The sequence below is a fragment of the Erysipelothrix sp. HDW6B genome (assembly GCF_011301115.1).
Lineage (GTDB): Bacteria > Bacillota_I > Bacilli_A > Erysipelotrichales > Erysipelotrichaceae > Erysipelothrix > Erysipelothrix anatis.
Genome location: NZ_CP049860.1, coordinates 1,436,247 through 1,462,917 on the forward strand (window position 1 = coordinate 1,436,247; position 26,671 = coordinate 1,462,917).

27 protein-coding genes, 1 tRNA gene and 1 other RNA gene are annotated in these 26,671 nt (G+C 37.4%); 2 read left to right on the forward strand and 27 right to left on the reverse strand.

Annotated features, from left to right (window positions below):
* Window positions 1-71 precede the first annotated feature (71 nt).
* The 14 genes from G7061_RS07035 to pepD all read right to left on the reverse strand — a co-directional run bounded on the left by G7061_RS07035 (window position 72) and on the right by pepD (window position 9,653).
* Window positions 72-1,145: a DUF5011 domain-containing protein gene (locus G7061_RS07035; RefSeq protein ID WP_166120118.1), complete on the reverse strand. Its 1,074-nt coding sequence runs from the start codon at window positions 1,143-1,145 to the stop codon at window positions 72-74.
* A gap of 214 nt (window positions 1,146-1,359) precedes the next feature.
* The gene (locus G7061_RS07040) at window positions 1,360-1,986 is read right to left on the reverse strand and encodes a hypothetical protein (protein ID WP_166120121.1); all 627 of its coding nucleotides are present in this window, start codon (window positions 1,984-1,986) and stop codon (window positions 1,360-1,362) included.
* A complete protein-coding gene (locus G7061_RS07045) occupies window positions 1,967-2,266 on the reverse strand; it encodes a hypothetical protein (protein ID WP_159741120.1) in 300 nt (99 codons plus the stop codon). Before G7061_RS07045 ends, G7061_RS07040 begins: the two co-directional genes overlap by 20 nt.
* Entirely contained in the window at window positions 2,256-2,531 is a 276-nt protein-coding gene (locus G7061_RS07050) for a hypothetical protein (protein ID WP_166120124.1), read from the reverse strand. Before G7061_RS07050 ends, G7061_RS07045 begins: the two co-directional genes overlap by 11 nt.
* A 289-nt stretch (window positions 2,532-2,820) precedes the next feature.
* Entirely contained in the window at window positions 2,821-3,666 is an 846-nt protein-coding gene (locus tag G7061_RS07055) for a ParB N-terminal domain-containing protein (protein WP_166120127.1), read from the reverse strand.
* A 1-nt stretch (window position 3,667) separates the two neighbouring features.
* Window positions 3,668-4,525, reverse strand: a complete 858-nt coding sequence (locus G7061_RS07060; protein ID WP_166120130.1) for a ParA family protein — start codon at window positions 4,523-4,525, stop codon at window positions 3,668-3,670.
* A 2-nt stretch (window positions 4,526-4,527) separates the two neighbouring features.
* The gene (locus G7061_RS07065; RefSeq protein ID WP_166120133.1) at window positions 4,528-4,776 is read right to left on the reverse strand and encodes a hypothetical protein; all 249 of its coding nucleotides are present in this window, start codon (window positions 4,774-4,776) and stop codon (window positions 4,528-4,530) included.
* Complete coding sequence (locus G7061_RS07070) at window positions 4,773-5,162, reverse strand: hypothetical protein (protein ID WP_166120136.1); 390 nt, start codon at window positions 5,160-5,162, stop codon at window positions 4,773-4,775. The genes G7061_RS07065 and G7061_RS07070 overlap by 4 nt, the downstream gene beginning before the upstream one ends.
* Before the next feature lies 1 nt (window position 5,163).
* Window positions 5,164-5,433 carry a hypothetical protein gene (locus tag G7061_RS07075; protein WP_166120141.1) on the reverse strand — a complete coding sequence of 90 codons (270 nt, stop codon included), beginning with the start codon at window positions 5,431-5,433 and terminating at the stop codon, window positions 5,164-5,166.
* Between the two features lie 71 nt (window positions 5,434-5,504).
* A complete protein-coding gene (locus G7061_RS07080) occupies window positions 5,505-6,770 on the reverse strand; it encodes a hypothetical protein (RefSeq protein ID WP_166120144.1) in 1,266 nt (421 codons plus the stop codon).
* A 415-nt stretch (window positions 6,771-7,185) separates the two neighbouring features.
* On the reverse strand, window positions 7,186-7,422 hold the full coding sequence (locus G7061_RS07085; protein ID WP_159637293.1) for a helix-turn-helix domain-containing protein: 237 nt from the start codon (window positions 7,420-7,422) through the stop codon (window positions 7,186-7,188).
* Between the two features lie 69 nt (window positions 7,423-7,491).
* A tRNA-Leu gene (locus G7061_RS07090) sits at window positions 7,492-7,578 on the reverse strand.
* 102 nt (window positions 7,579-7,680) lie between these two features.
* Window positions 7,681-8,136, reverse strand: a complete 456-nt coding sequence (locus tag G7061_RS07095; RefSeq protein WP_159646904.1) for a PTS glucose transporter subunit IIA — start codon at window positions 8,134-8,136, stop codon at window positions 7,681-7,683.
* Between the two features lie 92 nt (window positions 8,137-8,228).
* The gene (gene pepD, locus G7061_RS07100) at window positions 8,229-9,653 is read right to left on the reverse strand and encodes a beta-Ala-His dipeptidase (RefSeq protein WP_166120148.1); all 1,425 of its coding nucleotides are present in this window, start codon (window positions 9,651-9,653) and stop codon (window positions 8,229-8,231) included.
* A 155-nt stretch (window positions 9,654-9,808) separates the two neighbouring features.
* On the opposite strand from pepD, the gene mscL reads away from it, so the two are divergent.
* A complete protein-coding gene (gene mscL, locus G7061_RS07105; protein ID WP_159641620.1) occupies window positions 9,809-10,216 on the forward strand; it encodes a large-conductance mechanosensitive channel protein MscL in 408 nt (135 codons plus the stop codon).
* Window positions 10,217-10,248: 32 nt separating this feature from the next.
* Here the strand turns inward: mscL and G7061_RS07110 are convergent, their stop codons facing one another.
* The 8 genes from G7061_RS07110 to ssrS form a co-directional block, all read right to left on the reverse strand.
* Window positions 10,249-12,375, reverse strand: coding sequence for an ATP-dependent RecD-like DNA helicase (locus G7061_RS07110; protein WP_166120152.1), 2,127 nt, complete (start codon window positions 12,373-12,375; stop codon window positions 10,249-10,251).
* A gap of 8 nt (window positions 12,376-12,383) precedes the next feature.
* Window positions 12,384-13,118 carry a CPBP family intramembrane glutamic endopeptidase gene (locus G7061_RS07115; RefSeq protein WP_166120155.1) on the reverse strand — a complete coding sequence of 245 codons (735 nt, stop codon included), beginning with the start codon at window positions 13,116-13,118 and terminating at the stop codon, window positions 12,384-12,386.
* Window positions 13,099-14,223 (reverse strand): tRNA 2-thiouridine(34) synthase MnmA, encoded by a 1,125-nt coding sequence (mnmA, locus tag G7061_RS07120; RefSeq protein WP_159641617.1) that lies wholly within the window; start codon window positions 14,221-14,223, stop codon window positions 13,099-13,101. The genes G7061_RS07115 and mnmA overlap by 20 nt, the downstream gene beginning before the upstream one ends.
* A 19-nt stretch (window positions 14,224-14,242) precedes the next feature.
* Entirely contained in the window at window positions 14,243-14,641 is a 399-nt protein-coding gene (gene spx, locus G7061_RS07125; protein ID WP_159639033.1) for a transcriptional regulator Spx, read from the reverse strand.
* A gap of 88 nt (window positions 14,642-14,729) precedes the next feature.
* Complete coding sequence (gene trpS / locus G7061_RS07130) at window positions 14,730-15,719, reverse strand: tryptophan--tRNA ligase (RefSeq protein ID WP_159641616.1); 990 nt, start codon at window positions 15,717-15,719, stop codon at window positions 14,730-14,732.
* 1 nt (window position 15,720) lies between these two features.
* Window positions 15,721-16,434 (reverse strand): biosynthetic peptidoglycan transglycosylase, encoded by a 714-nt coding sequence (locus G7061_RS07135; RefSeq protein WP_159641615.1) that lies wholly within the window; start codon window positions 16,432-16,434, stop codon window positions 15,721-15,723.
* A 31-nt stretch (window positions 16,435-16,465) separates the two neighbouring features.
* Window positions 16,466-16,696 (reverse strand): YneF family protein, encoded by a 231-nt coding sequence (locus tag G7061_RS07140; RefSeq protein ID WP_159646894.1) that lies wholly within the window; start codon window positions 16,694-16,696, stop codon window positions 16,466-16,468.
* Window positions 16,697-16,784: 88 nt separating this feature from the next.
* Window positions 16,785-16,946, reverse strand: a non-coding RNA gene (gene ssrS / locus G7061_RS07145) — 6S RNA.
* 182 nt (window positions 16,947-17,128) lie between these two features.
* On the opposite strand from ssrS, the gene G7061_RS07150 reads away from it, so the two are divergent.
* Entirely contained in the window at window positions 17,129-18,817 is a 1,689-nt protein-coding gene (locus G7061_RS07150) for a proline--tRNA ligase (protein WP_159641614.1), read from the forward strand.
* A gap of 62 nt (window positions 18,818-18,879) precedes the next feature.
* Here G7061_RS07150 and G7061_RS07155 read toward each other — a convergent pair whose 3' ends face one another.
* From G7061_RS07155 to rny, 5 genes are all read right to left on the reverse strand, one after another.
* Complete coding sequence (locus G7061_RS07155) at window positions 18,880-21,234, reverse strand: DNA translocase FtsK (RefSeq protein WP_166120160.1); 2,355 nt, start codon at window positions 21,232-21,234, stop codon at window positions 18,880-18,882.
* A gap of 14 nt (window positions 21,235-21,248) precedes the next feature.
* Window positions 21,249-22,907 (reverse strand): ribonuclease J, encoded by a 1,659-nt coding sequence (locus G7061_RS07160; RefSeq protein WP_159641612.1) that lies wholly within the window; start codon window positions 22,905-22,907, stop codon window positions 21,249-21,251.
* Window positions 22,908-23,034: 127 nt separating this feature from the next.
* Window positions 23,035-24,033 (reverse strand): S66 peptidase family protein, encoded by a 999-nt coding sequence (locus G7061_RS07165; RefSeq protein ID WP_166120164.1) that lies wholly within the window; start codon window positions 24,031-24,033, stop codon window positions 23,035-23,037.
* Window positions 24,034-24,105: 72 nt separating this feature from the next.
* Entirely contained in the window at window positions 24,106-24,870 is a 765-nt protein-coding gene (locus G7061_RS07170; RefSeq protein WP_159641610.1) for a TIGR00282 family metallophosphoesterase, read from the reverse strand.
* Window positions 24,870-26,426 (reverse strand): ribonuclease Y, encoded by a 1,557-nt coding sequence (gene rny, locus G7061_RS07175; RefSeq protein ID WP_159639015.1) that lies wholly within the window; start codon window positions 26,424-26,426, stop codon window positions 24,870-24,872. Before rny ends, G7061_RS07170 begins: the two co-directional genes overlap by 1 nt.
* Between the last annotated feature and the right edge of the window lie 245 nt (window positions 26,427-26,671).

The following is a 26,671-nucleotide window of genomic DNA, read 5'->3' on the forward strand; positions in this document are numbered from 1 at the left end:
AGGGCTTCTACCCTTTCGACATACACACATGGCTTTACTCCTTTCCAATAAAAAAGAGCGATTTCTCGCTCTTATCGTTTTGTATAAAACATCTTTCCATCAGAATCACAGAAGTTTGAATCCCACTCTCTGATATGATTCTTTTTCTCTTGATACATTACTGCATTACACCCTTCATAAACACCGTAATCGTTATAAAAGTATAGACCATCTCCAACATGTTCTCCAGGTTGGTATGTAGGAGACGTTGGTTCAATCGGTTTTGGTTTTTCTGGTTGAGTTGTATTACCACCACCATTGTTTGAATTGCCACCATTGTTTGATGAATTTCCGTTACTTGTTGATCCACCACCATTGCTTGAGCCACCGCCGTTTGACGCCCCACCATTATTTGATGAAGTGTTTCCATCATTTCCGGTTTCTGGAAGTGATTCTTCTGCTTCTTTATCTTTGACGATCACATTGAATGCAAGCTCGGTTTTATTCCCATGCTTATCGATTGCAACTGCATTGAGTTCAGTTGTACCAGCAACTGAATAATCAACGTCACCTTCGACTTTAACTTCGATGTCGCCGTCCACAGGGTCTTTAGCCTTGAATTTGTTTGTAAATTCGATTGGAGTACCGATTTCAGTTTCAATGTCTTCGATTGGATCAATCGTTGGTGCTACAGTATCAACCACAATTACATCAAATGACGTCTGCGCGATTAACTCTGAACCATTAAATGCCTTGATGTCATATTTTGTTGGCTTACTATCTGTTGCTTTCATAGATTCTAAATGCCATTTGTAAGTAGCTTTCTTATCAATCGTTGCATAAGCTGATTGCTGTTCTTCAGTCATTTTGTATGTAACTTTATCTGTCTTAACTGGATCCATTGTTATCGTGAAATTCGTATTATCAACGTCTTCACCATTTGCTTTGATTACATATCGTGCGGAAATGTCTTCAGTTTTAACCGAAACACCATACTCAAGAACAATAGCGGGTTCGTCCACTCCTCTAGATTCAAGTGTGTATTTAATTGATTTATTTTGTAAGAGTGCTGCAATTGTAATTACACCAATTATCAATGTTACGACAACGACTCCAGTAATTATTTTCCCGTTCTTTGTACTAATCCATTTTTTTAACGCTTCCATATAACCCTCCCGATATATTTAAGTTATTTTTAGTTTATCATATTTGTTCATGAAATAAAAAAGTGAGCAAGTTTGCTCACACAGTCACTAGAAGTATCTAATGTAACTCTATGAGTATATTATACCATTATATATGTTCATAAAGTGTCAACCGTGTTTGACACACTTTATGTGATTTTAGAATTTACCTTCAGTATGCACTGAATAGTGGATATTACAGTGTTTTCTCCCACTCTATGATTTCAAAGGATAATTCAATTTTCTCTTGACACCTTTTTCTAAAACCTGAGCTCTTCGATTTTTCAAGATATTCAGATATCGATCTAAGGTACAACTCTTCTTGGTCTCTTGGAACCAAGTTAAATGATTTAATTATCCCTCCGCGTAGTTGCTTAACTTTACGGTGTACACTTGATTTACTAACTGCATACTTTTCAGCAATAGCACTAACAGACATTCCATTGATGCTTTGTTCGAGCAGTAACATTCTATCCTCACGCGGATAGGACTGAAGTGCTTCATTGATCTGTGAGCAAATTTGCTCACCCACTCTAATTTCCCATTCTTGAGCATCTTCAAGCATCGCCATACGCATAGAGCGACTAATCCCTGATCCATCACCTTCTGGCATTTTTATGATAGATGATGATTTTTCAACATAAGATAGATATGCATATCTATCGGGATTATATATGACTTCTCCATCCACAACTCCAACTCGTCCGTGTAGAGATAACAGCAGATTAAATATCTTCTTTAAGCCTTGTTTGTTTGTTATCAATCCATCTCTCACATCCATCACAATTTCAAATAACGCATTTTTATCTATAAACTCTCTCATCCTTATTTCCCCCAAATAAAACTGTAAGCAAATATGCAAGTTCAGTTGTTGTTAGTTCATTATCTGTAAGAACTTGATGCATATACATATAGTTAAAGTCTATCACGCCTGCAAGCTCTTCTTTGCGCTTGTTAAGTTCAGTAAGTAACAATTGTTGAACAATGACATCAACACTCCCCGATTCATGTTCCACAATTCGATATATCTCAGAACGGCTTAGCTCAACTGATTCTCGATTACCCAGTTTTCTAAGTAGATATCTTTTATTCTTATTTGGCATCTCGCTTCTTACCTCGCGCTTCCTCATAAGCATCCTTAACGTTTTTTGATGATTGAATCAGTGAACGTCCCACAGTGTAGACCATACAATATACAAACACGAATATTCCAATAGCTAAAAGGATTAGTCCTGGTGTTCCTGGTATTAATACGGATAATCCGTAAGCAATAAATGCAACAACAACTCCAACAGTCGGCACATATAACTTGCTGCCCTTTATTTTTTGAAGTATATCTTTAGTTTCGTTGTCGTATTCTTTCTGCAATTTTCATCCCTCCTTTAACAATGTAAGAGAAGACTATGAATACTCCAGCAATTAACAAACAAAGTACCGCAACCTGAAACACTACGCCAACAACCAGGTAGAGCAATTCTCCAACAGTAGATTGTGGTACTTGGTTATTAAATATGGCTCTATATATTGTCGACGATAGATCCATCACTGTTATAAAACAATTGAATAGAAAGTTTATTACTGACACTACTGTGTCAATGATTAAGTCAAAAATGTTTGGGTTCATAGTCTTTTCCTTTCAGTGAGCAAATTTGCTCAGTTACATTTCAATTTCGTCATTTAGTGACAATTGTTCTTCTTTTGATCTCAATAATTCAATACGACTGCGCTCATCACTAAACTTTTTCTTTGCCCTTGATATGTCTGCACCGTTTCTTCCGAAATAGGCAAACATCTCACTGCTTTCGTATTCAAATGAGAGTAGCTCTTTGTACTCATAATCATTTTCTTGTAAATTCAACGCTTCTAGATCACGTCTCAATTTTTCCATTGCTTTTGTAATCGACTTTAGTGATTTAGGTTTTTGCACCTTCTCTTGTTTGCTATCTTGAGTTCCGTCAAGTTCACTAACAAGTTCTTCAACGTATGATTCTGAATACTTACCAGTCAGATATTCTTGTATTGTTCGAGCCGATAGACCCCCTAATTGTTTGCTAATCCATTCGGTAGTTCTAACGCCCTGCACGTCTTCATCACCGCGCTCTCGCTTCATATCACATAGCGATTTAAAGCCTGTGATCTTTTCGCGCAATGTTTCCGTGTCATCAGGTCTCTGAACGTTATGCAATCGAATTAACATTTCTTCTTCTATCTGGTCTCTAGGTGCATCAATGATAAGACCTGGTAGCGTTTCATAGTTTAACCGCTTAGCAATCGTGAATCGTCTTTCTCCAGCGATCAATCTGTATTGATGATTAGCAACCTTATATACAACAATCGGATTAATTATTCCATTTTTCTTTACAAGTTCCTCTAATTCGTCCAAATAATTCATAGGTGCTGAATTTAAAGGGTTTCGTTCAATATCTTCAATCTCGATATTCATGATTTTGGATAATTGATGTTGTTTTGTTGCTTCATTATCCAGTTCATTTAGGATTGTCATATTAGTTCCACTCCTTATCTAAGTAATCAACTACATTTCTGTAGTCTTGACCTACATTTGCTTTGTTATTGTTGATGATTAGTTCGTTTTCAAACGATGCTTTGTTGACTGGTTTATCTTGAAAACGAATTTTAGGTACAATTGGTTTAACGATATCGTTGTTAAAAGTATTAAGTACCTGAAGTCTTTCCTTACTTTGATTATTGTTAGTTACCATTGTAAAGAGTGGTCGGATAAGAATGTCCAGATCATAACTTGTTGCGATTCCAATGAGTTGCTGGATAGTCATTATGAGTCCTTTTTCTGCTCCTCGGTCAATCTTAATTGGAGCGATGATTTCATCCGCAATGTTCAGGACGTTTGTAGTAAGTACATTTATGATAGGTGGACAATCAATGAAGATATAATCATAATCTCCTCGTATTTTTTTAACCACTCGCTTGAGTCTGTTATGAACTGCAGTATCACCATTACGAATTTCTTTCTCTGCTTTTGCTAGTTCAAGTCGAGATGGGATGATGTGCAAGTTAGGTACTGTTGTTTGATAAGTCTTTGTGAGTTCTGCATCGAAGAGCATTTGGTCGATAAACGTTTCTGAATAGTTATATTTGTTGAGATGCTTTAGGATCTCCTCGAGTTTGTCTGAGTCCATAGAATTGATTGCTTCAGTTACTTCATTATTTATAAATACTTCTTCTTGTTTAATGTCCAGTAAGATATCTGTAGAGTTCGCTTGTGGGTCAAAATCTATCAATAAAACATTGTATCCTTTGTTCGCAAACCCAGTTGCAATGTTAATGCTGGAAGTTGTTTTTCCAACTCCACCTTTCATGTTTAGTAGTGCGATAACTTTACTCATTATTATTCTCCTTTGTTGTGAGCAAGTTTGCTCACTGATATATTTTCATTCAATTTACTTTCATTTTTTCGATCTAGTCCAATAACTGAAGAGAAATAGTCAATATGTGCTTGTTTAATCTCTTCATACATTTTTAGTTCATCTTCTGTTGCACATGAACTGCATAACTCACCATCTACCCAATAACAGCCACCCTCACAGGGATGATACCAGTCACATCCACAACGTTTACATTTTTCTATATCGCTCATTTGTACTCCTTTGACTTTAACATTCCAATTTTAACCATTGTTCTAACCAATAAGTCATAGTCTTTATCATAGATGGTTACTTGATATATTGGTGTATATGCAGTCTCTTTACTGATAAGTATTCTCTTTAGTATAGTTACATCCTTTTCGATTTTCTCTAATTCTAATTCGTTAAAAATAAAGCCTTGTTTACTTTTTTTGCGAAACCTACTAAATATATTCATGAGTACGCTCTGCTTGTTTCGTACTAATTTTTGCAGTTTTACTAACATCACAAAAGCTATAATGCCCAATAATAAGAAGAAAATTATGTTAAGTGATGATAGTGTATTAGAAATATCAGTTACGTCTGGTCTAGTGTAAATCATGGTTGTAAGATTTCTCATTTTACTCCCCTTTGCTGTGAGCAAATTTGCTCACCTCTAATTTGATTACTACATTTCTTCGGTTAAGTTCAATTATGATCATCTGGTCGAGTTTAACGAGATGTTTTTCTCGCTCTCGTTGATCCTCTGTAAGTTCAGTAAATTCACCATTTATCCATGTGTTTTCCCATAGCAATTCTCGTTCATCAAAAACCGCTTCATTTAGTGCATCCAACTCCTGGAGGTTTAACTGTTGGAGTTGACTCTGTTTTGTTATTTGATATATATTCATCAATGCTCCTTTTGTATCTATAGATTTTGTACGTTTCGGTAAATTATGAATCATTCTCAAATGTAGATTAATTAGTACGCTAATGCTGGTTTATATTTTTTTAGAATTGAATTAATCTGGTGTTTGAATTTGTCTCGTAACTCTCGAATATTTGGAATAACTTCTTCATTCGGTGCAAACATTATTTTTCTTGGTTCGCCATCTATTGATGTGTACTCCCATTTGTTAAATATCTGATTGTATTTTTTAAATAAATCTCTTAAAGAGTTACTTAGTGCAGTAGGCGGATTATCAAAGTCGATATATCTACGACCATTCCATGAATCTGGCTCATGGTTCTTCCAGTTATCAATATCATCACTCATCAATTCATGGATGACATGTTTGATAAAGTATTGAAGTGATGCGATTTCTCGATACTTGATGTTTTTCCATTCTGCAGCGCTTCTATTCACTTTTATGAACTCTCTATCCTGTTTGGATTGTTTGTCATTTTGATAACGTTCAAATTCCAATTGTTTTCTGGCCATTGCATCACTCATTTCGGGGTGTTTTGATTTTATCGCTTCAATATCGCTTTCCACGATTGCTAATTCAACGTCATAACTCATCGGCTTAAGTTTGAATTTCAACATAGGTTCAGTACGTCTTAAGACACAATAGAATACGGCTACAAATGCATCTCTCCATCGCTTTGCCGAAGTTTTCCAACTCTCTGCGAATATTCTTGTCTTTGTTTGGCGCCACCCATTTAACATTTTTGGATTTCCGTCTTTATCGAGTTGGATATCACCCTTTTCGTGTAATAGTACGGCACCAGGTATATTTGCTTTACAACGCTTACCATCTTTTTGCCAGTAATCACTTTCGTATACACGCGCTTCGTCTTTGATATACTCACGATCACATATCCATAAGTGAATGTATGTATGGTTACCATTCTTTGAAGTAGTTGCAAAGTATGGTAAGTTCTCTTCGCCGTAGCAAACTTGCTTGATAAATTCATGAAGGATTTTAACCTGCAGGTTTAGTCCATAATTTTTCCCCAAGTGAATTAAGAAGTAAGATCCATAACGTTTTTGATGTTTCTTGTTCGTTGTTGTTTTTTTATATTTCATGCAATTGATGTTTTTAACATCTGAAGTTTTCAGGTAAGAATCAACTAGATCATCAATTAACATACCATCATGTTTACTCTTCATAAGATAACGCTTATTGGAAGCATGCATTCTTGCTATTTCTGTTTTTAGATTTCGAACATTCTCAACTTTGTACCAAACGTCAAAACCAAAATGATACCAGTCATTCGATTCAAATTTATGATTTGTATAACTCATTGATTTCCTCCAGTAAATTAATTAAAACTTTCTAACAAAAAGGATGGACACCCCTTCTGTTCGCGACATAATATGCGTTAGCATATTTATAAATATAATGTCTTGAATACCTTAGAGTCTTTTAAGATAAGAACCTTCTTAAAGTACTTATTGACTTTGAGTAAATGCTTTCTACAATATAACCACAAGTAAGTAAACTAACTTGTTTTTTTTGTATGTTTAATTTGATTTGCGACAAATAATGTCGTATACTATAATCGAAAGCAAGTACGCTAAAAAGTGCTTGTTTAAAAGAACAATTTGTAACTTCTGTTTAAAGCAGCAAGGACTTATTGTGAGTCTTACTTAAGTACGCCAATACTTTTGTAAGATATAAAATTGAACTCAGCAGTTCAGGAGCCTTCGGGCTCTTTTTTTATTTGTACTCACCATATTTATTTAACAATTCACTCATTGAAGTGTTTGTATTCTTCAGTAACAGGTCAATACTCTTTGTGCTGATCCCGTCTTTGCTGTCGCCCCTGATAATTTTCACTAGCGTTGCCTGGGAAACTCCAGAAATTTTGGCGAACTGTCGTTGAGTGAGATTGTTCTTATCTAACTCATCTGCTACATATTCACCAATTACACTAATGAGTGGCTTTAATGTCATTTTTATCACCTCCAGAACAACAAAAAAGAGACTTAGTATAAAATATACTAAGTCTCATAATATGCATGATGGTGCCCGAGGACGGACTCGAACCGTCATGAGTTTTACCTCGCTGGATTTTGAGTCCAGTGCGTCTACCGATTTCACCACTCGGGCATTGCTTAACTATAATAATCCAATTAGCCCGATAAATCAATAGAATTTAGGATTAAAGTTAATAAAATTAGCACAATTTTCTATTGGTAGAGAAAAATACGATTAGACAAATTTAAATATGTCTGATTCTCCGTATTTAACGTGTTTTCCCTCTGCAATTAGCTTGATTTTCTGGCCTGTCGTAAAAACTATTGGGCTAATTGTGCTATACCCTTTTTCATTGATGAAATTCAAATCCAATTTCGAAATCAACTGGCCCTGCTTAACATAATCACCAATATCAACAAGCGTTTCGAATCCCTTACCATTCAATGAAACAGTATCAATTCCCAAGTGAATAATAAATTCAGAACCATCATCACAAATGAAACCAATGGCATGTCCTGTAGGAAAAAGCATATTTACCTCACCATCAATGGGAGCATAGATTTCTCCCAAAGTAAGATCGATAGCGTAGCCCTCACCCATGATTTGATTTGCAAACACTTCATCTGGCACGTCTTCCAATCCCAAAATAGTACCACTTCCAAATGAATTAAACTTTAATTTACTGGTCATGATTCTTCCTCCATATTACTTATAATACCACATTCTACAAGTTCGGTATATTGATACTGAAAAGCCCTCAGACAACTCTGGGGGCTTTGTGATTAATAATTATTGAGTCCTTCTAACAGAACGACTAAAAACTCATATGTGCGCTCAAATGAGCCAATATCAAGTCTTTCCAAAGGTGTATGAATATCATACATAATTGGACCAAAGCTAACAATATCTGATCCCGGAAGTTTGTCACTCCAAATCCCGAGTTCCATACCACCATGCGTTGCTTCGTGTTTCATTGCTTCGCCACGGAGTTCACGGTAAGCTCTCTCAGTATGTTCACGGAATTTTGATTGTGGATCGTACATCCATCCGGGATACTTCGCAGAAAATTCCGATTGCATGCCACATTGTCGACCAATCCAATCAACTTGAGCTAGAACAGTGTCCTTCACAAATGCTTGTGTTGCGCGAATAGACATTTGGACTTCATAAGTTGTGTCAGTTAGTGTTACCTTACCAATATTGCTTGATGTAATAACGAGCCCTTCGATATCTTTGCTCATTTGGATAACACCATATGGAAGCATGAATAATGATGTAATAACTGCGCGAGATGCATCGATATCTAATACTTTTTCTGTTTCACCTTCTGTTAAAGAAAATGCTAAGCCAGCATCACTTGCAGCATATTGAAGTTTAAATTCATTTGTTGCAGTCTCATAGAAATCCTTAAATGCTTGGATATCTTCCACGGCAAGTGTAAATGTCGCTTCTCGTGTGATGGCATTCATCTTATCGCCACCTGCAAAAGCTACAACACGAACATCCATCAATTGCGCAGCACGATACATGAGTATCCCTGCAATTTTATTAGCATTTCCACGTTCTTTATCAATTTCGCCACCAGAGTGCCCACCAAAGAGTCCAGTGATTGCTACTGTTACTGTTTTCATTGTCTTATTTTCAAATGTAACGTCACGATTTAAAACTGCACGTGCACCACCACATGAGGATACATAAATCTCTGATTCACCTGATGAGTCAAGACCAATCACTAAACGTGATTCGAGCATCGACACATCGATTTTCTCAGCACCTGTTAATCCTGTCTCTTCTTGGACTGTAAATACACATTCCAATGCGGGGTGTTTTGCATGCTTATCATCAAGAAGTGCCAACATATAAGCAACAGCAACACCATTATCAGCTCCTAATGTTGTGCCTTTCGCTTTGAGAAACCCATCTTCTTCATAAAGCTCTAATCCATCAGTATCAAAGTTGTGATCACTGCTGCTGTCTTTTTCTGCGACCATATCAGTATGACCTTGAAGCATGACGGATGGTGCGTTTTCGTAACCTGTTGATGCCGGTTTAAAAATAATAACGTTCCACATTGCGTCAGAAATAACTTTGAGGCCACGTTCATTGGCAAAATTTACGAGATAATCATGCATGCCTTTTTCGTTGAAAGAAGCACGAGGAATAGCGCTTATCGCTTTAAAGTAGTTCATAATTGTTGATTCATTCATTGTAATATCCTTCTTTCTAATGTGATTATCATATCATATATTTGGACTCTGAATCGCATTTAATTTTTATTTCATATCCTTTGTGTATCGCCTCTATATTTGTTAGTATTAAGTTAGTATTTGAAATTTCAAGTAATTATAAGGAGGAGGATTACATGAAAAAATTTCTAGCAGAATTTAAAGAGTTTGCGATGAAGGGAAATGTTCTCGACATGGCAATTGGGGTTGTTATTGGGGGCGCATTCGGGAAAATTGTTACCTCTTTAGTTAATGATATTATTATGCCTTTAGTTGGTGTCGTAACAGGTGGTGGATCGTTTGATTCATTGAACATCCTTTTAAGACCTGATGAAACGAACCCACTGACATTAAACTACGGGTCATTCATTCAGACTACGATAGATTTCTTAATCATTGCCATGAGTATCTTTGTTGCAATTAAGGCAATCAATAAGTTCTCGAAAAAACAAGAAGCTGAAGTTGTTGAAGAAGCACCAGCAGCACCAAGCGAGGAAGTCATACTTCTCCAAGGTATTCTTGAAGAGTTAAAATCAAAAAAATAGTAAAAAAGAGTTGCACCATTGTGTAACTCTTTTTATTTGGATCGCATGCGTTCTTCAAGATAAGTCTGCCGTTTGGATTCATGATGATTATCAACAGCTCTTCTGAATGCATCATATTCCCCCACTAAAATTAGTGATTTCGATGAACGTGTTGCACCAGTATAATACAAACGACGCGACAACATTCGATAAAAATCTGATACTGCAACAAGGATTACAATTGGGTACTCACTCCCCTGTGCTTTATGAACACTCATTGCATAAGCATGCGTAATGTTTATAAAATTCGAAGGCTCATACTCAACAAAATTGCCATCAAAATCAACGACCATATACTTGGAGTCTACTTCGACTAAGGTCCCTATGTCACCATTAAAAACAAAGTCGTCTGGTTGATTTTTGAGTTGAAGAATTTTGTCTCCTTCTCTGAATATTCGAGTTCCTACCATATGTTGCGGTTTAGAAATACTCTCTGGGTTACACATTTTTTGAAGAAAATGGTTTAAGTTATCAATCCCAGCAATACCGTCATACATTGGAGCCAGTACTTGGATATCCTGCAAGCTATACCCTTTGGATAAGGCTTGATCCACCAGTTTAAGAACGATATCCTTAACGCTACCATAGCGAGCATCAAAGAACTTCACATCACGATGATACGATGCCACTTCAAAAATCCCTTGATTCATATTCACCGCAAGGTCAATGACTTCAGAGCCCGATTCTTGACGGTAATTACGTTCCAATTCAATGGTTGAAATAGCTTTGGATGCAATCAAGTCACCCAGTACAAATCCACTTCCTACCGAAGGCAACTGATTTTGATCACCTACAAACAGAAACTTTTTAACACGACCACTTGCTTTTAATAGGTTCGCAAACAACCAAATGTCAACCATCGAAAACTCGTCAACAATTAAGATGTCTGCCTCAAGAGGATTATCCTCATGCATACCAAATTGATTTGACTCCAAATCCCAACGAAGTGCCGAGTGAACTGTAGACGCCTGTACATTTGTTAATGCTTCCATACGTTTTGCAGCTCGTCCTGTTGGAGCACACAACGTTATCTGAAGCCACGGCATATTTTTTTGAAGTAAGGTGACTATCCCGGATAATAACGTACTTTTACCAGTACCCGGCCCCCCTGTTAAAATCATCATATTTGATGCCATAAATTCCTTAATAGCATGTAGTTGGACATCATCAAAATCAATTCGCAAATCTTGCGCCACAGCATCAATTTTTTCATCAATATCATCAAGTAAAAACTCATCCGCTGGATAATTGAATTCTTTTAAGAAATCTGAGACATATGTCTCACTTTCATATTGGGTATAATGATAGAGACGGTTTTCATCTTCAACAAGTTCACCATGTTCTATTAATGCGTCAATCGCGATTTCTGCACGTTCCAACTCCGATGGACGTATACTCTCTGTAAGTTGTTCTCGGAAAATGTAACTGTCACCTTGCCCAAATGCTAGCGTTTTATAGCGATCAAGCATGAGTGCTTCAATTCTATTTGGGTCATCCATGTCGTAACCTAATGACATCGCTACTTTATCTGCTGTTTTAAATCCAATGCCATCAATATCATAAACCAGACGGTACGGATTACTTTTTATCAACGGTACAGATTCCTCACCATACGCCTTAGTAATTTTAATGATTTGCTTATTACCAAGTCCATTCGCTATCAAAAAAGCTACAGCATCTTCAATTGGATCTTGGTAGCGAACTTTTTCCATAATCATCTCAGCTTTACCTTGTGTAATGCCTTTGCATTCAATTATAAAGTCAGGATTATTTCTTATATCATCTAAAATTGTTGCCCCATATTTATCTACAAGTGCTTCTGCAGATTTTTGACCAACTCCTGGAAAATTTGGACCACTTAAATAACGAATGATGAAATCACGATCTTGTGGCATCATTTTCTGGTATGCACTTACGGCAAACTGCATCCCAAAGCGAGGATCCTCTCGATAAGTACCTGTGAATTCATAGAATGACTCAAGCTCCAAAGCACTGATAGGTCCTTTGATCGTTAAGGGTTTTTGATTGGTATTAAAAAGAACAATTCTAAAGATACCAAATCCAGATTGCTCATTTACAAATATCGCTGAATCTACGACGCCTTTAACAGTTTGTTCCATATTTACCCTCATCCTATCATTAGTATTATTCCTATATAGCCTATCAAGTTATTCAAAAAATGTATACCGATTGAGGTGAAAATTGTCTCTGTTTTCGCAACATATTTTGCGAGTAGAAATCCCATAACAGTATATTGAAATAAATATATCGGTAAAAGCAACGAAATACCCATGCTATCACCGGGCCAGGCATGAAACATTCCAAATAGTAATGAAGAGATTATGACTCCAATACGTTGCGAACTCTCAAAACCAAATTTTTGATACAAAACACCCCGAAACACAATTTCTTCGACAAATGGCGTTACACATACGATCGAAAAAAATGCACTGATTGGACTATTCAAAATCTTCATATATACGAGTTCTTGATTTGCCGCTATAGCACCATTACCCCATATCAACAGAATTATCCAATTCATGAATAAATTTACGATGCCAAGAATTACTGCTCCTATCGCCATTTGCTTGCATAAATATCGCCATCGTTTTTTAAAATCTCGAATTAATAAGCGCAATGTCTTTCGAACGATATAAAGCATTCCAAAGAATCCTACACCTAGCGAAACGACCATTATTCCTGAATACGATGCCTTGATTTTAAGTATGTCCAGGGATACCCACATTCCTAAAAGTGGATATGCAAATTGCATACCCACAAAGTAATGTGCCAATACACCTAAAGTCTCCTTAAGCGTAAATATAGCATTCTTATTTGATTGATTAAGCGAGACGTGAATCATACTTAACTTCTTTACCATGAATATCAAATACTCGATCAATGCGACCACCACCGAGCACTTCATCTCCAAGATAAAAGACAGCTTCTTGTCCTAATGTTACTGACTTTACATCTTCTAACATTGTAACTTCAATGCGCGTGTCATCAAGCCATGTAATACGAACTTTTAAGTCTTTTTGGCGGTAACGGAACTTCGCCGTTGCATCCATTGTTTCTTTAGGTCTGTCTGAGAACCAGTTCATCTCAGCAATCTCTGCTTTTGAGGCAAAGAGCATTGGATGGTCTGATCCTTTACCAACATAAATCGTGTTCGTCGAAAGGTCTTTCCCAACTACGAAGAATGGTCCAACTGATGTATTAATATTCAATCCGTGTCGTTGTCCAATGGTATAAAACATGACGCCTTGATGACGTCCAATTTCCTTCCCTGAATCAACTTCAACAATTGATCCTTCAGAATCTTTGAGATAGTTTTTTAAGAAATCACGGTATTCACGTTCACCAATAAAACAGATTCCAGTTGAATCTTTTTTGGTAGCCACCGGTAAATCTAATTCTAAAGCAATTTTACGAACTTCTTCTTTATTAAGTTCCCCTAATGGAAACATAACACGTGGTAAAACTTCTGGTTTCACACGGCTCAAGAAATATGTTTGATCTTTGTTTTGATCTTCTGCTCTAAACATTTTACCATCTTTAGTCACTGCGTAATGGCCTGTAGCAAGCATATCAAAGCCATTTTTATCCATAAAATCATAGAATGAATCAAATTTTACATATCGGTTACAAAGAATATCTGGATTAGGGGTATGTCCTCGTTCTGTTTCTGCTAGAAAGAAGGAAAAGACATTGTCCCAGTATTCTTTGACATAATCGACACGAAGCAATGGTAGACCTAAGTGGTCAGCAACACGTTTCGCATCTGCATAGTCGACTTCCTGTGTACACATGTCGTCCATAATTGTTGGGTTACCCATAATATCATTATTGGCAAACGAATCCCAGTTACGCATAAAAGCGCAAGTAACATCATGTCCTTGCGACTTCAATAAGTGAGCAGCGACTGCGCTATCGACGCCCCCTGATAAACCTACTAATACTTTCATAATACCAACTTTCTATTGCTTATAATTCAGATGCTGTTTCCATAGAAATACGATGCGACTGTCTCATTTCAGACGGCAAAAATGCATCAATTTCCTCTTCATCATAACCTACCAAGAAAGTTTTTTCATTCATAACGATTGGTCTTTTAAGAATTGAAGGATGTCTTTGTATGAAAACGATTAATTCATTAATTGATAATGCATCAAGATCGATTTGTGATTCTTGCATAACTTTTGAGCGCTTGGAAATAATATCCTCAGTTCCATTTTCGCTACGCATCAAAAGATGTTTAATTTCTTTTTCACTCAACATAGATGTGAAAATGTTTTTCTCAATGAACTTGAGATTACGTTCTTTAAGCCATTGTCGCACTTTGCGGCACGACGCACATCCGGGAGATGAGTATAGTACAATCATAAGAGACCTCCTCTTTTACTTATCATTATAACGTGTAAAGCCTTTATTTCATAGTGTTTTTTGCGTTAGATTGGTGTGTGATATTATGTTACAACCAATCTAAACCCATTTTACGTTGGACGTCTTCAAGCGTCTTTTTCGCTGTTGGACGCATTGCTTCTGCACCCTTCTCAAGGACTTCAGCAAGGTATTCTCCTTGGTTAAATTTCTCATAGCCTGTTTGAAGCATTTCCAACTCTGCAACAACCCGATCGGCAACCGCTTTTTTGAATCCTCCATATTGTGAGTCTTTAAACTGCGCTTCTGCTTCAGGAATTGATATATTCTCTAGTGCTGCATAAATGGTAAGCAAATTAGACACTCCAGGTTGATTCTCAACATCATACTTCACAACACCAAGTGAATCGGTTACTGCAGACATAATTTTTTTACGTGCTGATTTAAGATCATCACGAAGATAAATAACGCCTTTTTCGCCCTCAGTGTCTGACTTGCTCATTTTTTTCGTTGGATCTTGAAGTGACATTATTTTGCTTCCAACTTTCGCAATGACAGGTTCTGGAATCACAAAAGTATCACCAAAGCGATTGTTGAATCGTTCTGCAGTATTACGTGCAAGCTCTACATGTTGTTTTTGGTCCTCACCTACTGGTACTAAATCAGCTTGATGAATAACAATATCAGCGGTCATTAGTGTCGGATATGTATAGAAGCCACCACTGAGTGACATCCCTGTATCTTTTTTGTCTTTATATTGAGTCATTCGATTTAACTCACCCATTGGCGTTACACAAGACATAATAAAACCTAATTGAGCAATCTCTTTCACATCACTTTGTAAAAAGATGGTACATTTCTCAGGGTCCAATCCACTTGCTAAATAAAACAACAAGGCGTCCTTGAGGTTTGTCTCAAGTTCTTGGGGATCAATCGGCATTGTAATACAATGCAAGTTTGCTATAAACACATTCACATCGTACTCTTCCTGAGATTGGACAAAAGGTCTCAAAGCGCCAATGTAGTTTCCTAACGTTAATTGTCCGGTGGGTTTAATTCCACTAATCATTCTTTTTTTCATGTTAACCTCCGTAAATATCGGTATCGTAAATTTCTTGAGCACGTGCTTCAGTAATGACTTTCGTTTTAACAAGTCGATTAAGTACGTGTCGCTGTCGTGCTTTCGCACCTTCATAATTTGTACTCAGTTGATAATGCGACGGCGCTTGCGGGATACCTGCAAGTATTGTTGCCTGGGCATCCGTTAAATCAATCGGATCGACACCAAAATAGCCATGTGTTGCTGCTTCCAGACCATCATAACCATCGCCATAGTAATTCATATTAATGTAAATCGCTAGAATCTCTTCTTTACTAAATGTTTTTAGCATATCACGCGCAACAAAATATTCGGCCACTTTGCGTCGAAGCGTCATTTCATCGCCAAAATAAAAATTCTTTGCGATTTGTTGTGGGATTGTACTACCACCTTCAACATAACTAAGATTCTGGATATTTCGTAACGTTGCTCGCGAGAGTGCGATATAATCCAACGTTGTCCAGCGTGTCATGAAGCGGGCATCCTCAGTTGCGATAACACTCGCCTTTAACATTTCAGGTAATTGATCGGCATAGACAAAATCATCCTCTGCCATTTCATCCGCAAACATTTGCGTAACAGGACGCTCCGCTATCGCTCGCGTATATTCTTCGTAACCTTGGTATACAATCCATCCCGTAACTGCTAAGACAGCGAGGGCAACCACCAATAAACCTTTGAGTATTTTCTTCTTCATTTTAATGAAAAAACACAGTCGCCTGTGTTTTCTATTGACCCATCGATTTCATAATTTGACGAATCTGCGCTTCTGAAGGCTTACGCCCCATCTGCATATACATTGCACGAATCATTTTTTCGTTGATTGGTGGATTTTCTTTAATTTGTTTTTCAAACATATGTTTTGTTATGAAGAAAGTTGCGATTCCTCCAATAACTGCTCCAAGTAACACCCATCCAATACTGATGAGAGTTGTGTTCGCTTCAAGAATACTTAACATGGTTTCACCATCCTTATTAAACTAATTTATATCTATATTCTATACTGTTTAGTGGGTAAAAACAACCCCAGACTCCCTCTTAAACACAAAAAAACCCAGAAGGTTGATATTGTCCCCTGTTTCTTACAGGTGGGTGTTCTGTCTCTTGGTTTGGGATTCTAACACGTAGCTAGTTTTCACGCTGCCGTAAGTACATCCGAACTCCCTTATATCAAAGTGTCGGAAAAATATTAGTTCCTTCTAGGCATTTATATTATATCACAATTTGACCAAACCACAAGATTTGTAACCGCTATCCACCTGATATCCTACTACTAATTGTTGTGTACAATACACATTATTATCGGCCTAAACGCACTTAAATAGCACTTTTAATATAGGATAGGAATACGTTTCATGCTATACTATAAAAGAAACAATTCGAGGTGAACTATGAAATTAAGTAAAAGTTTCTTTTACACCCTACGCGAGGATGTAAAAGACGAAGATTCAACAAGTGGTAACCTACTTGTACGTGCCGGCTTTATCAAAAAAAGCTCATCAGGTGTGTATATGTATATGCCGCTAGGACTTCGTGTAAAAGATAAAATTGAAACTATCATTCGTGAAGAAATGAATGGCATTGATGCCATGGAAATGACCATGCCAACCCTTATCCCGGAAGATGTCTATATTGCTTCAGGACGTCGTGATATCATTGGTTCAAGCATGTTTACATTGAAAGATCGCTACCAAAAACCGTTCGTTTTAGGACCAACACATGAAGAACTCTTTGCTCAAGCAGCACAGATGAAAATTAAATCATACAAAGATATGCCTTTTAGTTTATACCAATTCCAAACTAAATTCCGTGATGAAGCCCGTCCTCGTTTTGGACTCATTCGTGTTCGTGAATTTGTGATGAAAGATGCCTATACATTCGATGCAACATTGGAAGACGCAAACGATTCTTACGATGCAATGTTTGAAGCTTATAAACGTATTTTTGATCGTGTTGGCTTAGATTATCGTATTGTACGTGCGGATACTGGAATTATGGGCGGTCTTCTCTCAGAGGAGTTCCAAGCAGTTACTGAAATTGGAGAAGATATCCTAGTCCTTGGTGAAGATACAGGATTTGCAAGCAACTTAGAAGTTGCTGAGAACGTATCACGCATCGTAAGTACCGATGATTTAAAATCTCTTGAAAAAGTGCACACACCCAATGCAAAAACAATCGAAGAAGTATCAGCATTTTTAAATCAAGATGTCAAAACATTCGTTAAAACACTTATTTACCGTCTTGACGATAAATTCGTCGCTGTTTGCGTTTTAGGGGACCGTGATGTAAACGAAACAAAGCTCTCCAAAATCTATGGTGCAACTGAAGTTGAACTTGCTGATTTTGAAAATGTCCAACGTATTACAAATGCTAATGTTGGATTTGCAGGTCCTATCGGTCTCGATATTGATATTATTGTTGATAAAGAAATTGAAGGCTTACGTAACTTCACTGTCGGAGCTAACGAAAATGACTTCCACTTCATCAATGCTAATCACTCAGATTTCGAAGCAACACATATTGTTGACGTATCTAATGTTAAAGAAGGCGATCCAAACCCTGATGGTACTGGTGTTCTTACCTTTTCAAAAGGAATTGAAGTTGGAAATACTTTTAAATTAGGAACTAAGTACTCAAAAGCAATGAATCTAGAATATCTTGATCAAAACAATAAACTTCAAGACGTATATATGGGTTCATATGGAATCGGACTGGGTCGTACTTTAGCAGCTATCGTTGAACAAAGTCATGACGATAACGGAATCATTTGGCCAATCAATTTAGCACCATATCATGTCTCAATTGTTGTCATCAATAGCAAGAGTGATGAACATATGGCTTATGCAACTGACCTTTACAACGAGTTAACACAAGCAGGAATTGAGGTTCTTCTTGATGATCGCAACCAACGTCCTGGTGTCAAATTTAATGACATGGAATTAATTGGTATCCCATTACGAATTACGATTGGTCGTGATGTTGAAAACAATCAAGTTGAATTTAAAGAGCGTAATAAAGACGAAGCGATTAAACTTGATCGTGACGAAGTTCTCGCTACAATTCAATCATTCTTAAAATAAAATCAAACTGACTACGGTCAGTTTTTTTACATATACAAAAAATAACTCACCTATTTGGTGAGTTATTCTGTTTCTATAGACGCTTGTTTGTAAACATCGCGTGGCTTACTTCCATTTGCAGGGCCAATGATACCATTTTGTTCAAGGGCATCAATAAGGTTTGCTGCACGGTTATAACCTACTTTAAAGCGACGCTGTAGCAAGGATGTTGAAGCCCGTTGTTCTTTAACAACAAATTCATAAGCTTCTTCATACAATGGATCTTCATTTGATTGAACAAATCCATTATTTCCTTCAACACCATCAAGACGGATAAATGCATCGTCATATTGTGGTTTTGCTTGCATGCTTGCTTTCTCAGCGATTCGACGTACTTCATCATCACTTACATATACACCCTGAACTCGTACTGGGTTAGGTTCGCCCATAGGAATGTATAACATATCCCCATAACCTAATAATTTCTCAGCGCCGACTGTATCAAGAATAGTTCTTGAATCAATCGAACTTGAAACCGCAAAGGCAATGCGTGACGGAATATTTGCTTTAATAACTCCCGTTACAACATCCACCGATGGTCTTTGTGTTGCAACAATGAGATGTATACCCGCAGCACGCGCAAGTTGCGTAATTCGTTGAATACTTGTTTCAACATCTTTTCCAGCAACTGCCATTAAATCTGCTAACTCATCGATAATAACAACAATCCAAGGCATGAATGGTCGATTTTCTTCGGGGTGTAATTTTACCTTTTCGTTGTAAGATCCAATATTCCGGACACCCACTTTAGAGAATGTATCATAACGCTCTTCCATTTCATCAACGATAACCTTTAAAGCCATCGATGCTTGCATTGGGTCTGATATAACCGGACCAATTAAATGTGGGATATCCATGTAGGGTGTAAATTCTACTTTTTTAGGGTCCACTAACAGCAACTTAAGTTCGTCAGGTTTTTTATTAAGAATTATTGAAGTAATAATGGAATTCATACATACTGACTTACCACTACCCGTTGCTCCAGCAACCAAAAGGTGCGGCATTTTATTCAAGGCAACAGTAATCGGTTTCCCCATTAAATCTTTTCCGAGTGCGACGTTGATGTTGTCTTTATCCGCAAAATTAGGCGATTGGTTAATAACTTCCTTCATTTTCACTGGAATCATTTCAACATTTGGAATTTCAATTCCAACTGCACTTTTTCCAGGGATTGGCGCTTCAATGCGTAAGGTTTTGACCGCGAGTTCCATCATCAAATTATCTTGGATTGATGAAATCTTCGATATTTTTACGTTGCTGTCTGGTTTGAGTTCAAATTTTGTAACTGCGGGTCCGATATGAATATCGATAAGCGTCGCTTCAATGCCAAACTGTTTCAGAACATTGATTAAGCGGTCAGCTTTATTCTTAGCGCTTGTTGCATTTGCGTTAGAGCGATTGTTAGCTTTCGCCGTTTCTAGCAACGTGACCGGCGGTAATCGATAATTATCATAGCTTAAGGGTCTTTGATCGCTATCATTTTTGACATTTTCACGTAACGTGGTTGCATCAGAAGACGGTAATGTTACAGAATCGACAATTTCACGTGTCTCTGAAGTAGGCGTATCTAATACCTTTACAGAATCTTCATTACCTATCGGTTCGTGTTGCATGTCATCATCTAACGTTACAAACAATGAACTTCCAGTATGTTGACTCGGTTGTTGGCTTGAAGCATCTTCTAACGACATGAAACCAGCTCGAACATCTGGTTCATCATAATTCTTCGCGATCATATCTTCAACGGTTGCGGCTTTTTCAGCTTCTTTTTCAAGTTGCTTCGCTTCTCGTTTTTCTTTACGACGTCCAAAGAATGAACTTGTTTTTTCTGTCCCTTTGCTTGCCGTATCCACAATTTGTTGCGGTGAAAAGAGTAACGCTAACGCAGAGATTGAAAAGACAAAGATAATTACAATGACACCTTCCCGCGCAACAAGAAATGACAAACCACCATATAAGATAGCACCAATAATCCCACCATATGCAGGTTGATTATAATTCATAAAAATCTTCGGAACACTCGTAAAGTAGTCCACGATTATTGGCCAGCCAACCAAATCTTGATTGAAGGATAGTGATACGGTTAATATCAAAGATACCATTAGTAAACTAATCCCTAACCAAAAGCTTATGGATCGGGAAAACTGTTTGGGTTTCACCATCGCAACGAATGCAATTCCAGTAATGAGAATGTAGTATGGGAACGTATATTGTCCTACGACGACGCGCATCGTGTTATCGATGATTTCACCAACTATTCCATATCGGAAATATCCGATAACCGAGAATCCGATTGTCGCGATTGATACGAGAAAGCGAATCAATTCATTTTGTCTCGCTATACTTGCTTTTGTTTTTCTTTTTTTCTTAGCCGCCACAATGGTCCTCCTTTTTAAACGTTGATTTCAATAATAACTGGAAGAATCATTGGTCGTTTTCCAGTTTGCTTAAAGATATACTTTGCGATTAAATCACGCGCTTCGTTACGAGCATCGACATTGGTATAACGTCGTTCCTCTTTAAATTTGGCAATGGTATTTTCAAGAATTGTTCCAACTTCACTCATCACATTGTCTGCATCTTTAAGGTAGATAACACCGCGTGATTGAATGTCTGGACCTCCAAGAACTTCTTTAGTTTTATTGTTGATGACAACACCTACAATGATTGTTCCATCGGTCGCAAGAATTTGACGATCGCGAAGAACAAGCCCTGATGTATCTAAATGGTCTTTACCATCAATGAGAACATCTTCAAGTTTGATTACTTCTTTAGTTGATTTTAAACGACCTTCTTCAAAAGTAGCTACTTGACCATTATCAAGAATCACAATGTTTCCAGCGCTGATGCCCATTTCTACCGCAATACTTGCGTTCGCAACTAAGTGTTGATATTCCCCTTTTACAGGTACAAAATATTTCGGTTTCAATAATGAAATCATCATTTTGATATCTTCAACGGATGCATGCATCGCAAGAACTTCTTTGTAACTCATTGTTGTGACTTGAACGCCATCTTTGTAGAGTTCATTAATCATCAACCCTGCTTCTTGTTCGGTTCCAGGAATTTCTGGTGACGCAACAATGACACTGTCTGTATCACGGACTTCAATTTTTAAATCTTCGCCCATCGCGATTTTCGCCATTTTACGGAATACATTTGGGCCGACATCTGACACGATAATCACAACATTTTCGTCAGTATTGTCGAATTCTTTAGCATCAATTTCAATATTTTCTGGCATTTTATAGTAATTTAGTTTTTCGATATGTGTAATCAAGCGTCTTTGCGCATCTCCGTAAATAAACACTTTACGGCCAAATTTTTGAGCCATTTCGATTGTTTCAATGAAACGGAAAATATTTTGTTCATACAACGTTACAATGATACGGTTATCGGTATTTTCAAATACGCGTTCTAAACGTCGACTCGTACGGTGATGTGGGGATGTAAATCCTTCATGTTTTGCATATCCAGATTCGGCAGCAAGTAAGAAAACGCCTTTTTTCCCAATATCTGAGATATTCGCAAGCTCAGTTGTAAATCCTTTATTTTGAATATTGAAGTCGATAATGAATTCACTTGCAAACACAATATACCCTTGATCAGAAGCAATGGCTAATCCAAATGAATCTGGAATTGAATGGGTAACACCAAATGAAATCATTTGACGGCTTCCAACTTTAAATTTGCTATCACGTTTAATTCTGAAAATCTTTACGTTTTTAACTTTACGTGCGCGTAAATCGTCTTCAATGATATTCGCAACCAATGGGGTTGTATATACTGGTGCTTTCACTTCTTTTAGTAAGTATGGTAATGCACCGACCACATCATCATGACCGTGCGTAATGAAAATAGCACGAACACGGTTCTTATTCTTTTTGATATAGGATAAATCAGGAATTACTTCTTCGACTCCTAATTGATCACTTTTTGGATATTTCAATCCTGCATCGACAATATACATGTCGTCATTTATCTCAACGATATTTAGGTTTTTTCCTTCTTCGTCAAGTCCTCCTAGTGCGAGGAATTTAATTTTGTCCATAAAAAAAATCTCCTTTTTAAACATTCTTATGTATTAAGTGTGAATTCGTTATTTCTATTATACACTACTAACAGCTTAAGTTCATTAAAAAATACCCGACATGAACGGGTATTTTATTTTTTTTATCTTAATAAGATATGATTTCAAGGATTTCTTTTTCAGTATCAATTTCTACTACAGCACCAATCGGGAGTGTAAACATGGGATGCGTATGACTACAGTCAACACCATCAATTATCGGAATATTGGGAATGTCTCCGATGACTTCACAAAGGATATCAATTGGCTTCCGTCCCGTTCCTTGATCATCGAACAGTTCATGTTTTCCGTACATTAAACCACCAATACGCTCAAATACACCAGCGTTTTTCAATAACGCAAATGAACGTTCTACGGTCATGGCATCTTTCATAGAATCCTCAATCAACAATATATCACCATGTTTAATCTCTGGCATATATTGAGTTCCAAAAATCCCTTGCATCGTATTCAGATTTCCAGCTATAAGACGTCCACGGGCACTCCCTGGATTAATAATCGTCCATGCATTACTGTTTTCTGTTTTTTGATTATAAGGAAGGTGCCAGGGCTTTCGCTCATCGGTCCACACTTCGGGTTTAACCAACGCAATGGGTAATTCACTATGCATCAACACCTGCTCAAAATAATGATATGTTAGTCCCTTAAATGGCTCTACCTCGCCAAAAGAGGGAACGACTGCTGGACCGTAAAATGTAGGAATTCCCGTTTGTGCATACAATGCAAATAGTATGGCAGTGACATCGGAATACCCAATAACTATCTTCGGATCAGCGCGAAAGGCGTCGTAGTCAATATATGGAAGCATGGCGTTGGAGTTAAAACCGCCAATCGTTGACATTATACAGCGAACTTCTGGATCTCTTAAAAGCGCATTAAATTCAGCTACACGCTCTTGTATCGTTCCAGAGCGGTAGAAATCCTGTTTTCCTGTCAATTTACCTTCTTTGATTTTAAACCCCTTAGAACCCAAATACTGCTTTGCAGTTTCATAACGCGTTGGAACGGTTGCTGTGATTGGCGAAGATGGTGAGAAGAATCCAATGGTGTCTCCAGGATTTAGTGTGAATCGTTGATTATATTGCATGAGTATTCCTCCGTTTTTCTTATTATACGTAATTTACCATCGAACACCAATAAAAAAAGCATCCGAAGATGCTTAAATGGCAATGCGTTGAATTGATTTTGATTCCATGGTGGTATCGTCGATATCAATGACCACCGCATTCAAGAACGAATCGCCGCTTGCGACAGTATAACGGGTTTTTTCACCCAAGATAACATTGTGGTAGAGTTCTTCAACATCACGACCAATAATGCTATCACGAGCGCCACACATACCGACGTCGGTTATATATGCCACACGGCCAATTAAACGTTCATCGGCAGTTTGAACATGCGTGTGAGTCCCAACACAAGCGTTGATGTCTTCACTATATACATTTGCAAAAAGCATCTTTTCACTTGTTGACTCTGCATGAAAATCAACAAAATAATAATCAGCTTTAACATTTTCAAGAACATCGTCCATAAAAGGATACGGACTTCCACCAACACGATTCATGAATGCTTCTCCATAGAGATTAACAACACAAATGCGTTTTTCTTTTACTGTATATACTTTGTAGTAGTTTCCAAAATCAACCGGATCTATATTCGCAGGAACCAGCAGTTCTGGACAGGACTCATAATCATCAAAGATTTCACGTTTCGCAAACGTATGATTTCCCATTGTAATACATTCAATACCTGCATTGATGAGTTGATTATAAATTTTCTTTGTAATCCCCTTACCATGTGCACTGTTTTCACCATTCGCGATTGTGAAATCAATGTCGTATTGCTGTTTTAACATAGGTAAGTGGTCAACAACAATTTGTCGACCACTTGCTCCTACAATATCTCCAACAAACAAGATACGCATTATTTTGCAAGCTCCAAGGCACGGAGTTCGCGAATAACCGTTACTTTAATTTGTCCTGGGTATGTTAGATTCTCTTCGATTGACTCGCGAATTTCGCGTGCCATCTTAACTGTTCCAAGATCATCAACTTCTTCTGGTACTACAAGTACACGAAGTTCACGACCTGCTTGAATTGCGAACGAACGTTGAACACCTTCATGCGTTGAAGCAATTGCTTCAAGATCTTCGAGTCGTTGAATATAACTTTCAAATGATTCGAATCGTGCTCCTGGTCGTGCTGCACTTAATGTGTCAGCAGCTGCTACAAGAACAGAGATTGCGCTCGTTGCATCAACATCACCGTGGTGAGATGCAATTGCATTCACAACGATTGGGTGTTCGTTATATTTCTTCGCAAGTCTTACACCAAGCTCAACGTGGGATCCTTCCATTTCAAAATCGAGACCTTTCCCGATGTCATGGAGTAATCCAGCACGTTTCGCAAGTTTTTGGTTAAGCCCTAACTCCGCCGCCATCATGCCGGCTAAATTAGCAACCTCAATACTATGTGCAAGTGCGTTTTGACCATATGAATAACGGTATTTGAGACGTCCTAAGACATTCACAATTTCTTTATCCATTTTACTAATACCAAGTTCAAAGAGTGTATCTTGACCTGTTTTTGAAATAATTGTATTCAGTTCTTTTCGTGCTTTATCAACCGCTTCTTCAATGCGTCCTGGTTGAATACGACCATCACTGAGTAATGTTTCAAGAGCCATTCGCGCAACTTCACGGCGAATTGGATCAAAACATGATAATGTAATAACTTCCGGTGTATCATCAATCAATAAATCAACACCTGTAGCGTTTTCAAAGGCACGAATATTTCGACCTTCACGACCTATAATACGGCCTTTCATTTCTTCGTTTGGTAATGTAATTGTTGTAGAAGTACGTTGTGTTGTTTCTTCTTGTGCATAGCGTGAAATAGCAAGAGATATAATATTACGTGCGATGTCATCAGCTCGTGAACGAGCTTCCTCCTCTTGATCACGGATATATGACAATACTTCATGTTCCATTTGTTTTTCTACAATTTCAAATAATTCTGTTTTAGCTTCTGAAGCAGGCATCGATGCGACGCGCTCAAGCTCTCTAAGTTGTACTTCCGTACGTTCATTTAATGCTTCTTCCATCTTGTCCAATTTGGCAGATTTAGATTCTAAATCGCGTTTCATATCAAGTAGCTCATTATCACGAGTGACAATATTCTTGTCGCGCATATTTAAATTTTCGTCACGGCGTTCGAGACGACTTTCAAATTCTTGTAATTCTTGTCGTAATTTTTGCGCTTCTCGTTCAGCATTTAATTTAACTTCATAGGCATTCGTTTTCGCTTCTAAATGTGCTTGACGAGTTAATGTTTCTGCTCTTTCTTTTGCGTCATTGATAATTGAATTCGCTTCTTTTTTAGAGCGACTAATTCCTAATTTGTTGATGACGACCATCGCAATCCCCATAACAACAAATACAATCAAACCGGTAATGATGGAGAATAATGTTACATTGTCCATTATTTGCCCCTACCTTCTTTAAAATAATTAAATTGTTAGATAACTAACATATATATAATACTTTATTTTGGAGCGTTTCACAACTAGAAATCAAACCACCCATACTGAATTGCCTCGTCTTTTACAGTTTCCATCTTCACCACAATGAAAACCGTATCATTTTCCGATTTTTACGTTCAACATGAATTCACTTATGGGCCCGAAATTTAAACTCCGAAGGTACACTCTCTATAATCTTGCTTACG